Genomic DNA, 12,590 nt, shown 5'->3' with positions numbered 1-12,590 from the left:
ACGCGCCGAGCGAACTTCAAATCCAAGAAAGCACACTAGAAACATATACTTGCTAGTGTCCTCATCGATTCCGAAGTTCGCCAGAGTCAGCCGCAAGCGCTTGCGAACTTCGGAATCGGGACACTAGAGCCTCGAACTCTCGATCCTAGTGTCGCTCATCCGCCACGCGCTCGTGAAGGCGTCGCGGGCGCGGGCCGCGCCGGCGTCCTTGCCCTGCGCCTGTAGGGCCTGGGCCAGGCCGAACAGCGCCCAGCCGTCGTCGCGGTAGGTCTTGAGGCTGTCGCGGTAGACCGCCTCGGCCTCGGCCGGCCGCCCGGCCTGCAGGAGCGCTGCGCCCAGCAGGTGGCTGACCGGCTGATGCCAATAGGGCGGCTCGGTATAGGGCAGCGCCAACTCGATCGCGCGAGCCCTCTGGAACTGGCTAACCGCGCCGGGCAGATCGCCCGAGGTCCGCGCGATCTCACCGTCCAGCAGCGCCAGCGTCATCTGCACCATCTGGGGCGCCGGGATGCCGGGCTCGGCGTAGCGGCGGAAGTCCGCCTTTTCGAGCGCCGCCAGCTTCGCGCGATCGGCCCGGGCCAGCGCTATCGCCCCGGTGTTGGCGTGCGCGAAGCCGCGGGCATAGGTCCAGACGGCCGTCTCCAGCGTCAGCGCCTTGGGCGGCGCGGGTTCGGCCAGGATCTCCTTCCACTTGCCGAACCGCAGTTCGGTGGCGACCGGCGTGAAGGCGAAGAGTTCGCCGCTGGGCATCTGCTTGGCGAACGTCTCGGCGTCGACCGCCTTCACCAGGCGCCGCGCGGCGTCGATGGCGGTCTTGTAGCGCCCCTGCATCTCGGCCGAGGTCCACAGGAAGTGGATGTTGTGGCCGTAGTAGCCGGCCGGGTAATAGCCCTGGGCCTTGCAGGCGGCGATGTAGTCCTCGTCGACCTTGGCGGCGAGTTCGTTGACCCGGGCGGCATCGGCGTAGCGGCCCACCCGATAGTAGATGTGGCTCGGCATGTGCACGATGTGGCCGGCCTGCGGCATCAAGGTGAGCAGCACGTCGGCGGCGTGCTCGGCCCGCTCCGGCGTGGTCGAGGCCTCGACGGCGTGGATGTATAGGTGCAGCGCGCCGGGGTGCGCAGGCGCCTGGCGCAGCACGGTCTCAAGCGTCGTGACGATCTCGCCGCCGTGGCCCTTGGGCGCGACGCCGTCGGCCTGCCAGTAGTCCCACGGCTGGGTGTCCATCATCGCCTCGGCGTAGAAGGTCCCGGCGTCGAGCTCCGCCGGGTTGTCGCGCCACAGCTTGCCCATCGCCTGCGCCCAGGCCTCGTCGAGGGCGTGGCGGTCGGCCTTGGGGTCCGGCGAATAGCGGGTGGCCAGCGCGGCGATCCACGCCTGCTCGCGGGGCGAGGCCTTGGGCGCCAGCGCCTGGGCGCGCTGCAGCGCCTGCCAGGCGGGCGCCGCGGCGTCCGGCGGCATCGGCAGGTTGATGTTGGGACCCAACGCCTCGGCCACGCCCCACCAGCACATGGCGCAGTCGGGATCGAGCCGCGCGGCCTCGCGGAACGAGCGGATCGCCTCGGCGTGGTTAAAGCCGAACAGCAGGTTCACGCCCTGGTCGAAGTACGCCTGGGTCTTCGGAGTCTTCGTGGTGATCGCCATGTGGTGCGACCCCAGCCCCCTGAACACCGGGGCGCCCGGCTTGTCCGCCTGGCCGGCGTAGACGCCCGGCATGGGCGAGAGCGGCAGGCCCATGCTCATCGGGGCCGGCATCACCATGGCCGGCATCGGGCTGGCGGCCTGGGCCCAGCTTGCGGTCGCAGCGACTGCCGCCACGGCCGCGACGGTGGCGAACAGAGTGATTTTCATCGTGAAGCCCTCCCCTGAAGGCCGCTCGGCGCAGGGGCGGACACCCCGGCGGAGCAGGACAGGCGCCAGGGGAGCACGCTTCGCCCTGGCGGGCGAGTCGTGCGAAGCACCCACGCCGCCGCGGAGAACTTCGTAGGTCCTACGCCGGGACCGGCTGCGGCTGGGCAGGGATCAGGGCGTCGTCGATCTCGCGGGCGCGGATGGCCGCGGGGCGATTGCCGACCTTCTCCCAATAGGCCTCGAAGGCCGGACGCTTCTCGATGGAGCCGAACTGCATGCCCCAGCCGATCTGCGAGCCGACATAGACGTCGGCGGCGCTGAACCGGTCGCCGGCAATGTAGTCGCGGCCTTTCACGGCGCCCTCAAGCGTGTTGACCACGTCTTCAAGGCATCCGAAGCCAACCATCATCCTGCGGTCCGGCGGCACGTCGACGCCGAGGCTCTTGGTGGTGACCGCGGCCTCCACGGGGCCGGCCGCGAAGAACAGCCAGCGATAGTAGGCGCCCCGGTCGCCCAGCGGCGGCGCGAGGCCTGCCTGCGGGAAGGCGTCGGCCAGGTAGGCGCAGATGGCCGCGCCCTCGGTCACCGCCGTATCGCCATGGCGGATCGCCGGCACCTTGCCCATCGGATTGATCGCCAGATAGTCCGCGCCCTTCATGCCTGTCGCATAGTCGAGGATTTCGGTGCGGTACGGCTGCCCCACCTCTTCCAGCATCCAGCGTACGATGCGCCCGCGTGACATCGGGTTGGTATAGAAGACCAGTTCGTTCGACATGGTTCGTCCTCCTGCGTCAGGCCCGTCCGGGGCGTCGAAGCCGAGGTTGGACCTCCTTTGCTGACAGCATCATGTCAGCAGCCGTCGGCGGCATCGCCCGAGAGTATCACCGCATCGTTGTGGGCCCCGAGGCCGAATTTCGGATCAGGTCTTTCTCACGCCTTGCGCGCGGCGATGTAGTTGTCGACCGCGTTCTCCAGCACGGTCAGCGGCAGAGAGCCGGCCAGCAGCACGGCGTCATGGAACTGGCGTACGTCGAAACGCGGGCCCAGGGCCGCCTTGGCCTTTTCGCGCAGCCGCAGGATGAAGACCTTGCCCACCATGTAGCCGCAGGCCTGGCCCGGGTTGCAGGCGTAGCGCTCGATCTCCTGGCCGGCGAGCGCGATGGGGTCGCCGTCGGTCTCGTGCAGGGTCTGCACGGCCTTTTCGCGGCTCCAGCGCATCGCGTGGATGCCGGTGTCGACGACCAGCCGCCCGGAGCGCAGCAGGGCGTCGTGGACATAGCCCAGCTCGCCGGCCGGATCGTCGGCGTAGAAGCCCATCTCTTGCGCCAGCTGCTCCGAGTAGAGCGCCCAGCCCTCGGCGTAGGCGTTGAACCCGGCCACCTTGCGCAGCAGCGGCAGGTCCGCCTGCTTCTGCAGGGTGAGCTGCAGGTGGTGCCCCGGGATGCCCTCGTGGAACGTCGTCGTCGGCATGTCCCAATAGGGCGCCTCGGCCGTGTCGCGCAGGTTCAGCCAATAGATGCCCGGCCGCGACCCGTCGAGGCTGCCGCTGGTGTAGTGGGTGGAGGCCCCGGCTTCAGTGGCCGGCGGAATGCGCCGGATCTCCAGCCCCGCTTTCGGCAAGGCCCCGAAGTACTCCGGCAGTCGCTTCTGCATCGCCTGAACGAGCTTGTTCAGGTCCGCGATTTCCTTGGCCTTTCCGGCGTCGGTGTTGGGGTAGACGTACTTCGGGTCCTTAAACAGCGCTGCATAGCGTTCGGCCACCGAGCCCTGGGTGAGGCCGATCTTGCGGAACAGCACGTCGGCGCGGGCGGTGAGTTCGCGGGTGACGTCCAGGCCCAGCTTGTGGACCTCGGCCGGCGTCATGGTGGTGGTGGTCTGCGCCTGCAGGGCGAGCGCATAGTAGGCCTCGCCGTCCGGCAGGCGCCAGACGCCGGCTTCGTGGATCGCCTTGGGCCGCAGGCTCTCCAGCAGCGCCATCTGCCGCTCCAGCGCCGGCAGCACCTTGCCCTCGTAGACGGCCGTCGCCTCGCGCGCCCAGTCTCCGGCGACGCCCTTGGCCCTGGCGCGGTCGGCCACCGAGCTCACCAGCGTCGACTTATCGGCCGGCGCATGCAGCACCTTCATCTGGCCGAGCGCGCCGGCGATGGCGAAGTCCGGCGGGATCACGCCCAGTCCGGCGTCGCGGCGAACCCGCTCGCACTCCTGGTCCATCAACCGGGAGAATTCGCCCAGCCTGGCAACATAGGCCTCGCAGTCGGCCCGGGTCTCGATGGTGTGCTGGCTGTCCAGGAAGTCGGGGACCCCCTGGTAGGCGCCGTTGATCTGGCTCAGCACATAGGGCGCGCCCGCGCCCTCCCCGCCATAGGCGAAACGGCGGTTGCCGCGGTCTGTGGTGTCGAGGTCGTCGAGCACCGAGTCGTAGTTCACCGCCGCCATGCCGGTGAGCGCCTTGCGGTCGACGGCGCGCAGCCTCGCCAGTTGCTCGACGGTGCGGTGCTTGTAGCGGTCGAGGTCGGCCACCGAGGCCTGGCTCAGCTTGGACTTGGCCGCTGCGTTGGCGCCGGTGTCGAGGCCGAGCGAGGTTGCGACCTCCGGATTGTCCGCCAGGTCCTGGGCGAAGAAGTCGTCCAGCGCCTTGTTGAGCTGCGCCCCCGCGCCGGAAGCGCCCTCGCCCTTGGCCTTGGCGGCGCCGGAAGCGCCCTGGGCCCTGGCGGCGCTCCCGGCGAGCGCCAGGCTGGCGCTGGCGGTGAGGAGGATATGGCGGCGGCTCAGCAAGGTCGTCTCCTGTTACGTTTTGTGGAGGCTAGGCTTAAGGTTCGCCTGGGGAGGGCCGCAAGCCGCCGGCGCCTTCGTGCGGGTGAATTCCCGGTAATGAGATGGATTCGCACCCTGCGTCGAAGACCTGTCATCTATCGCGGCCAAGGTTCCCTGACCATGCGAATGCGCCTTTCCCTGATGCCGGCCGTCGGCCTGCTTGCCGGCCTTGCCGCCACCGCCGCCGCCCGCGCCCCGGCCGACATCCTGCCGACCGGCCAGCATTTGACGCCGGAAGCGGCGCGGGGCGCGATCTTCCAGCCGCTCAATCCGGACCTGCCGGGACTGCCGGCGTTCACCGCGGGCCAGGCGTCCGCCGTGGCGCTCTCGCCTGACCGCCGCACCCTCCTGATCCTCACCAGCGGCTACAACCGCAACCTTGGCGCCGACGGCAAGCAGGTCCCCGACCTCAGCAACGAATACGTCTTCGTCTTCGACGTCTCGGGCGCCGCGCCGGTGAAGCGCCAGGTGCTGCAGGTCCCCAATACCTTCCTCGGGCTCGCCTGGGCGCCGTCCGGCCAGCGGTTCTACGTGTCGGCGGGGGTGGACGACGCGGTCCTGGAGTACGAGGCCGCGGCTCAGGGGTTCCAGCCCGCCCGCCGCTTCCCGCTCGGCCACGCCGCGGGCCTGGGCGTCAAGGTGAAGCCGGAAGCCGCCGGGATTTCCGTGAGCCCCGACGGCCGCCTGCTGCTGGCCGCCAACCTGCAGAACGACTCCGTCAGTCTCATCGACCTCGCCAGCGGCAAGCTGGTCGCCGAGCGGGACCTGCGCCCGGGCAAGATCGATCCCGCGCGCCACGGCCAATCCGGCGGCGGGTTTCCGGAGTCCATTGCCTGGACCGGTCCAAGGCGGGCCTTCGTCACCTCGGAGCGCGACCGCGAGGTCATCGCGCTCACGGTCAGCGACAAGGGGCTGGCCGTCACCCACCGCACGCGCACGACCGGACAACCCACGGCGCTGCTCGCCGGCCCCGGCGGACGCCGGCTCTATGCCGCGCTCGGCAACACCGACGGGGTCGTTGAGATCGATCCGGCGACCGGCAGGATCCTGGGACGCACGCCGACCGTCGCCACGGCGAGCCTGATGGCCGGCCGGCGCTTCCTTGGCGGCGCCAACAGCAATGCGCTGGCGCTGTCGCCCGACGGGCACACGCTCTACGTCTCGAACGGCGGCGAGAACGCCGTGGCCGTGCTGGCCCTGGGCCGCGGGAAGGCCAAGACCCGTCTCGCCGGCCTGATCCCCACCGGCTGGTATCCCACCGGCGTGGCGGCCACCGGGGGCCGGATCTACGTCGTCAACGGCAAGAGCGATCCGGGCCCCAACCCGGGCGCCTGCCGCGCGAGCCTCGGCGTCAAGCCGCAGGACGCCGTCGCCTGCCGCGCCACGAACAGCTACGTGTGGCAGCTGGAAAAGGCGGGCTTCCTGACCGTGCCGGCGCCCGAACCCGCCGAGCTGAGGCGGCTGACGCAGCAGGTGGCGGTCAACGTCGGCTTCGCGCCCGATCCCGCCGCCGCCCAGGACGCCGCGGCCATGGCCGCCATCCGCGCGCACATCAAGCACGTCATCTTCATCATCAAGGAAAACCGCACCTACGATCAGGTGCTCGGCGACCTCGAGGTGGGCGACGGCGACCCGAAGCTGGCGATCTTCCCGCGCGCCATGACGCCGAACCACCATGCGCTGGCCCGCGAGTTCGTGACGCTCGACCGGCTCTTCGCCTCGGGCGAGAGCTCGAACACCGGCTGGAACTGGACCACGGCGGCCCGCACCACCGACTTCACCGAGCGGGAAGCGCCGATCAACTACGCCGGCCGCGGGCTGCAGTACGACCAGGAGGGCGACAACCGCTACGTCAACGTCGGCATCGCCGACCACGCGGCGCGCAAGGCCGCCAACCCGGCGACCCCGGATGACGAGGATATCCTGCCGGGCACGGCCGACGTCGCCGCGCCCGACGGCCCCGAGGGCGAGGCCGGCCAGGGCTACATCTGGAACGCCGCGATCCGAAAGGGCCTCAGCGTCCGCAACTACGGCTTCTTCGGCGACCTGGGGCGCTACGATGAAAAGACCCCCGACCACATCCCGGCCGAGCGCGACCCGTTCGCCAAGAAGCTGCCGGTGTTCGTCGCCACCAAGCCGGAGCTGGCGGCGGTGACCGACGTCTATTTCCGCGGCTTCGACCAGGGCTTCCCAGACTACTGGCGCGTCCAGGAGTGGAAGCGGGAGTTCAAGGGCTATGTCGCCAAGGGCGCGTTGCCGAACCTGACCTTGCTTCGCCTGCCGCACGATCACACCGGAAACTTCGGGCGCGGCCTGGACGGCGTCGACACCGTCGAGACCGAACTCGCCGACAATGACTACGCGCTGGGGCTGGTGGTGCAGGCCGTGGCCGAAAGCCCGTTCGCCAAGGACACCCTGGTGTTCGTGATCGAGGACGACGCCCAGGACGGTCCGGACCACGTGAGCGCGCGGCGCACCCTGGCCTTCGTCGCGGGCCCCTATGTGCGCCAGCACGCGGTCGTGTCGCGGCCCTACACGACGGTCAATTTCATGCGCACCATCGAAGACGTCCTGGGCCTCGCTCCCATGTCGATGAACGACTCCCTGGCCCGGCCGATGACCGAGATCTTCGACCCGCACCAGGCGAGCTGGAGCTATCGCGCGGAGGTCCCGGCGGTGCTGCGGACCACCGCCCTGCCGCTGCCCGGGAAGACGGCGCAGGCCGGCGCGACCGGCCTGTGCAGGCCCCTGCGGAGCGCCGCCTACTGGGCGCAGGCCATGGCCGGTCTCAACTTCGAGGTTGAAGACCATCTCGACACGCCGCGCTTCAACCAGGCGCTCTGGACCGGCATGACCGGCGAGGACACCGTGCCGGAGCCGAGCGGCGCAGACCTGAGCCATGACCGCGCCGCGCTTCTGGCGGGCGCGGGGTGCCGCTGACTGCGGGCCAGAGCACGATGGGGTCAGGCGGAACCGCCTGACCGCTGAATCGTGCTCTAAATTCAAAAGTGTAGACCCTGATTCACGGTTCAGATCGTGTCGATCTGAACCGATCAGGGTCTGGCGGTACGGCTCCCGATCGGCGATATGGCGCGCTCCAGCCGTTGAAGGATTCGCCATGCCGCCCATCCGGCGCAGCCTGCTCGCCGCCGCCCTGGGACTTGGCGTGCTCACCACCGCCCAGGCCGCGCCCAAGCCGGCCGATCCGGCCGACCGCGCCGTCCAGGCGATCGTCCGCAGCCCCGCCTTCAAGACCGCGGTGGCCACCCTCGATGCGCAGCACGACCGGACCGTCGCCGACATAATCACCCTGACGGAGATCCCGGCGCCGCCGTTCAAGGAGGCCGCCAAGGGCAAGGCCTTCGCCGCCATGCTCAAGGCCGAGGGGCTCACCGACGTCGAGACCGACCCGGAGGGCAACGTCATGGGCCTGCGGCGCGGGACCGGCCCGGCCGGCGGCCCGGTGGTGGTGCTGGCCGCCCACCAGGACACCGTCTTCCCGGAAGGCACGCCGGTGAAGGTCCGCCGCGAGGGGACCAAGCTCTATGCGCCGGGCGTCGGCGACGACAGCCGCAGCCTCGCCGTCCTGCTGGCCTACGTCCGCGCGCTGGACGCCGCGAAGATCAAGACCAGGTCCGACATCCTCTTCGTCGGCGACGTAGGCGAGGAAGGCCCCGGCGACCTGCGCGGCATGCGCTACCTGTTCGGCAAGGGGAAGTACAAGGACCGCATCAAAGCCTTCTTCTCCATGGACGGCAGCGAGGCGGCCCGGATGACCTTTGGGGCGGTGGGATCGCGGCGCTATCGCGTGGCCTTCCATGGGCCCGGCGGGCACAGCTACGGCGCCTTCGGCATCGTCAATCCGATGGCCGCCATGGGCCGCGCCGTCGACCAGCTCTATGCGGTGAAGGTCCCGGCCAGGCCGCGCACCACCTATGCCGCCAGCGTGGTGGGGGGCGGCGTCAGCGTGAACTCAATCCCCGCGGACGTCTGGCTGGAGGTGGACATGCGCTCGGAGAGCAAGGACGAACTCGCCAGGCTCGACGCCCGCTTCCAGGAGATCCTCAAGGAGGCCGCCGAGCACGAGAACGCCGCCCGCGAAACCCGCCTCGGCAAGGTCACGGTGACGCCAAAGCTGATCGGCGAGCGTCCAACCGGCGCGACCCGCGAGGACGCGCTGATCGTCCGCACCACGGCCGCCGCCGCCCGGGCCGCCGGCTACACGCCCGAACTCGGCGCCTCGTCCACTGACTCCAACATCCCGATCAGCCTCGGCATTCCGGCCGTGACGATCGGCTCCGGCGGGACCGGCGGCCGGGCGCACTCGCTGGACGAATGGATCGACGTGGCCAAGCCCGAGAGCGTACGGGGCATGACCGTGGGCCTGGCGGCAGTGCTCGCGATGGCCGGGGTCTGACATGCGGGCGTTGGCGAGGTTCACGGTAGCGGTCCTGGCGGCGATCCTGGTCGTTGGCCCAGCCCAGGCGGCGGACTTCTCGCCCTCGCCTTGGCTCGAAGACCTCGCCCAGCTGCGCGATGCGATGACCGCCAGCTACGCCAACCTTGAATGGCAGGCCAAACGCGGCCTGGACCTCCCAGCGGTCTATGGCCGCGCACAAGTCCGGCTGGAGCGCGCCCGTGACGACTTCGAAGCCCGCCGCGCCATCGACCGGTTCCTGGAGACCTTCGGCGATGGGCACATAGAAATCCAATGGCCAACGACCAAGGCGCCCGCTGCGGGCAGGTACGAATCTCAACCGCTCTGCGTTCGGCTGGGCTATTCCCAGGCGAGTGACGACGGCGCGGCGGCCACGCGGCTGCCGGACTTCCGGCCGGTCGCCGCGCCGGACGCTTTGCTGCGCACTGGCATCATCGAGGTCGCTGGCCGGCGGGTGGGAGTCCTGCGGCTGCCGCTCTTCTCGCCGAGGGGTTTCCCGGGTCTTTGTGAGCGCCTCGCCGCCCAGCAATCCCTCAGCCCGGACAGCCCTTGTGACGCCGCCTGTGAAGATCGCTTCTCGCACCGCGCCGACACCGCCTTCGTGGGCGAGATGCAGTCTGCCGTGGCGACCTTGAAGGCTGCAGGCACGCAGGTCCTGCTGGTCGATATCGCGGGCAACGGGGGTGGCGACGACACCTCCGTCGCGCTCGCGCGCCTGCTGACCGCCAAACCGATGCCGACGCCCCGCATCGGGTTCCTTCGAACGCCCGGCTGGGCGGCCGAGCTCACCAGCGAGCAAGCCGACATCCGGGCCGGTCTCGCGGTGACCAGCGGCGCCGAACACGACGCCCTCGTCCGCTATGACGCCGCCCTGACTGCCGCGAGGGCGGAAACCGGCAAGCCCTGCGACCGCGCACCTTTGTGGCGCGGCAAGCCGATCGAGTGCTCGGCAGCCGTGTTCGGCGTACTGTTCGCAGGCGGCCTGTCGCCGGAGCCGCAAGGTCCTCGCGACCGGCCCTGGGCGGAGACCATTTCGGCCCAGGCCCGCTTTCCGCCCACGACGGCGCTCTGGCGTGGGCCGGTGATCGTGCTGGTGGACGGCGACAGCGCTTCGTCCAGCGAGTTCTTCGCCGCGATGATGCAGGATCGGCACGCGGCCCTGATCCTGGGCGCGCCAACCTTCGGCGCTGGCTGCGGACACATGACCGACGCCGAGCCTGTAGTGCTGCGTCATAGCGGAGCGCGGGTTTCCCTGCCCGACTGCGTGCGCCTGCGTGCCGACGGCAGCAACGAAGTGGCGGGAATCCAACCGGACGTGCTGATCGGGTTCAAGAGATTCGACACCCCGGCGGAACGCGTGGCGCGGCTCGCACGCGCTCTGCCACAAGCCGTCGCGCGCACCGCGGCCGGCCGATGACCGCTGTCGCCGTTATCGGGGCCGGGCCCGCTGGCCTGATGGCGGCCGAGGTGCTGGCTGAAGCCGGCTGCGCGGTGACCGTCTACGACCGCATGCCCTCGGTGGGGCGCAAGCTGCTGATGGCGGGCCGCGGCGGATTGAACCTCACCCACTCCGAGCCGCTGGATCGGTTCGTGGCGCGCTTCGGGACCGCGTCCCCCCGCCTTGGCCCGCTGGTCGAGGCGTTTCCGCCGCAGGCGCTGGTCGCCTGGGCTGAGGGCCTGGGCCAGCCGACCTTCGTCGGATCCTCCGGCCGGGTGTTCCCCAAGTCGCTGAAGGCCTCGCCGCTGTTGCGGGCGTGGTTGGCGAGGCTCCAGGGCCTCGGCGCGGCGTTCCGCCCGCGTCATGACTGGACCGGCTGGGAAGCCGGCGGGCGCCTGCGGTTTGCGACGCCGGCGGGCGAGGCGACGGCGAGCCCCGACGCCGTCGTCCTGGCGCTTGGCGGGGCGAGCTGGCCGAAACTGGGCTCCACCGGCGCGTGGGCCGACATCCTGGTGAGCGCGGGCGTGCCGGTGAGCCCGCTGCGCCCGGCCAACGGCGGCTTCGACGTGGCCTGGAGCGAGTTGTTCCGCGACCGGTTCGAGGGCCAGCCGTTGAAGGGCGTCGCGCTCACCTTCGGCCGTGTCAGGGTGCGCGGCGAGGCGATGGTCACCCGCCACGGCCTGGAGGGCGGGGCGGTCTACGCCCTCTCCGCCGCCTTGCGCGACGCGATCGCCACGGACGGCCAGGCGCGCCTTTGGATCGACCTGCGACCGGACACGCCCGCCGCTCAGCTGCAGGCGAAGCTGGCCCAGGCGCCGGCCAACCAGTCCGCCGCCAACCGCCTGCGCAAGGCCGCTCACCTGACGCCGCTGGAGACCAACCTGCTGCGCGAGGCGCACGGCAAGGACCTGCCGTCGGACCCCGCAGCCCTGGCGTCGGCGATCAAGGGCGCGCCGCTGCGGCTCACGGGCATCCGGCCGCTTGAGCGGGCCATTTCCACAGCGGGCGGGGTGGCCTTCAGTGCGATCGACGAGCAGCTGATGCTGACCGCCAGGCCCGGCGTCTTCGTGGCCGGCGAGATGCTGGACTGGGAGGCCCCGACCGGCGGCTACCTGCTGCAGGCGAGCTTCGCCACGGGCGTTGCGGCGGCGCGCGGCGTGCTGAAGCGGCTCGAAGGCCTTGTGCTAGACTAGGGCGAGGAGGTGCGCGCCATGGACCAGCCGACCCACCGCTTCGACACCGACGCCCACGCCGTGGAGATCCGCGAGCAGGGCTACACCGTCATTCCGGATTTCATGGATGCCGCCGCCCTGGCCGCCGTCCGCACGGCGCTTGCGCCCTACCTCGGCAGCCACCACGGCCGCAACGACTTCGAGGGCTTCGAGACGGAGCGGGTCTACACCCTGGTCGCGCGCGGCAAGGTGTTCCAGGAGCTCGCGGAGGAAGCGCGGCTCTACGCCCTGCTCGGCCGGTTCCTACAACCGAACTTCCTGCTGAGCGCCAGCCACGCGATCAACATGCTTCCGGGGGAGACGGCCCAGTCGATCCACTACGACGACGGCTTCTATCCCCTGCCGCGGCCCCGGCCGCCGATCAGCATGTCGGTGATCGCCGCCGTCGATCCCTTCACCCAGGCCAACGGCGCGACCGAGGTGATCGCCGGCAGCCACCTGTGGAGCGACGCCGAGATTGCCGAGCGCCGCAAGGATCGGGAGGCGCTGGAGGCCCTGCTGGTCCCCATGGAAGTCCCTGCGGGCGCCTGTTTCGTGTTCTCGGGAACCCTGCTGCACCGGGGCGGCGCCAACCGCACGGACAAGCCCCGGCTGGCCTTAACCCAGCAGTATTGTGAGCCTTGGGCGCGTACCCAGGAGAACTTCTACCTCAGCATCCCCAGGGAGCTGGCGCGCGCCATGTCGCCGCGCATGCGCTCGCTGATCGGCTATGAGATCTGGCCGGGCTTCATGGGGATGGTCAGCGGCTCGCACCCGAAAAAGGCGTTGGCCGAGGACTTCGTGCCGCCGGTGGTCGCGCAGCAGCCCAGATAGACGC

At 70.4% G+C, this 12,590-nt stretch carries 8 protein-coding genes; 5 read left to right on the top strand and 3 right to left on the bottom strand.

All coding sequences use genetic code 11. From position 1 onward, the window contains the following. Positions 1-123 precede the first annotated feature (123 nt). From JWP28_RS05275 to JWP28_RS05265, 3 genes are all read right to left on the bottom strand, one after another. On the bottom strand, positions 124-1,851 hold the full coding sequence (locus JWP28_RS05275; RefSeq protein ID WP_299540789.1) for a tetratricopeptide repeat protein: 1,728 nt from the start codon (positions 1,849-1,851) through the stop codon (positions 124-126). A gap of 139 nt (positions 1,852-1,990) precedes the next feature. Further along, a complete protein-coding gene (locus tag JWP28_RS05270; RefSeq protein ID WP_299540787.1) occupies positions 1,991-2,626 on the bottom strand; it encodes a glutathione S-transferase family protein in 636 nt (211 codons plus the stop codon). A 155-nt stretch (positions 2,627-2,781) separates the two neighbouring features. Continuing rightward, positions 2,782-4,626, bottom strand: a complete 1,845-nt coding sequence (locus tag JWP28_RS05265) for a DUF885 family protein (RefSeq protein WP_299540785.1) — start codon at positions 4,624-4,626, stop codon at positions 2,782-2,784. Positions 4,627-4,791: 165 nt separating this feature from the next. On the opposite strand from JWP28_RS05265, the gene JWP28_RS05260 reads away from it, so the two are divergent. From JWP28_RS05260 to JWP28_RS05240, 5 genes are all read left to right on the top strand, one after another. After that, complete coding sequence (locus JWP28_RS05260) at positions 4,792-7,605, top strand: hypothetical protein (RefSeq protein WP_299540783.1); 2,814 nt, start codon at positions 4,792-4,794, stop codon at positions 7,603-7,605. A 178-nt stretch (positions 7,606-7,783) separates the two neighbouring features. Then, positions 7,784-9,082 carry a M20/M25/M40 family metallo-hydrolase gene (locus tag JWP28_RS05255; RefSeq protein ID WP_299540781.1) on the top strand — a complete coding sequence of 433 codons (1,299 nt, stop codon included), beginning with the start codon at positions 7,784-7,786 and terminating at the stop codon, positions 9,080-9,082. A gap of 1 nt (position 9,083) precedes the next feature. After that, a complete protein-coding gene (locus tag JWP28_RS05250; RefSeq protein WP_299540779.1) occupies positions 9,084-10,520 on the top strand; it encodes a S41 family peptidase in 1,437 nt (478 codons plus the stop codon). Further along, a complete protein-coding gene (locus JWP28_RS05245) occupies positions 10,517-11,734 on the top strand; it encodes a TIGR03862 family flavoprotein (RefSeq protein ID WP_299540777.1) in 1,218 nt (405 codons plus the stop codon). Before JWP28_RS05250 ends, JWP28_RS05245 begins: the two co-directional genes overlap by 4 nt. 18 nt (positions 11,735-11,752) lie before the next feature. Then, entirely contained in the window at positions 11,753-12,586 is an 834-nt protein-coding gene (locus JWP28_RS05240; RefSeq protein ID WP_299540774.1) for a phytanoyl-CoA dioxygenase family protein, read from the top strand. Positions 12,587-12,590 lie beyond the last annotated feature (4 nt).

The sequence above is a fragment of the Phenylobacterium sp. genome (assembly GCF_028290885.1).
Taxonomy (GTDB): Bacteria; Pseudomonadota; Alphaproteobacteria; order Caulobacterales; family Caulobacteraceae; genus Phenylobacterium.
Note: the sequence above shows the minus strand (reverse complement) of the source record. Positions and strands in the feature narration are given on the sequence as shown.

Bases quoted from the DNA above. Each gene is read 5' to 3' on its own strand.
- JWP28_RS05240 (WP_299540774.1), top strand. From the start codon at position 11,753: ATGGACCAGCCGACCCACCGCTTCGACACCGACGCCCACGCCGTGGAG.
- JWP28_RS05260 (WP_299540783.1), top strand. From the start codon at position 4,792: ATGCGCCTTTCCCTGATGCCGGCCGTCGGCCTGCTTGCCGGCCTTGCC.
- JWP28_RS05275 (WP_299540789.1), bottom strand. From the start codon at position 1,851: ATGAAAATCACTCTGTTCGCCACCGTCGCGGCCGTGGCGGCAGTCGCT.
- JWP28_RS05245 (WP_299540777.1), top strand. From the start codon at position 10,517: ATGACCGCTGTCGCCGTTATCGGGGCCGGGCCCGCTGGCCTGATGGCG.
- JWP28_RS05250 (WP_299540779.1), top strand. From the start codon at position 9,084: ATGCGGGCGTTGGCGAGGTTCACGGTAGCGGTCCTGGCGGCGATCCTG.
- JWP28_RS05255 (WP_299540781.1), top strand. From the start codon at position 7,784: ATGCCGCCCATCCGGCGCAGCCTGCTCGCCGCCGCCCTGGGACTTGGC.
- JWP28_RS05270 (WP_299540787.1), bottom strand. From the start codon at position 2,626: ATGTCGAACGAACTGGTCTTCTATACCAACCCGATGTCACGCGGGCGC.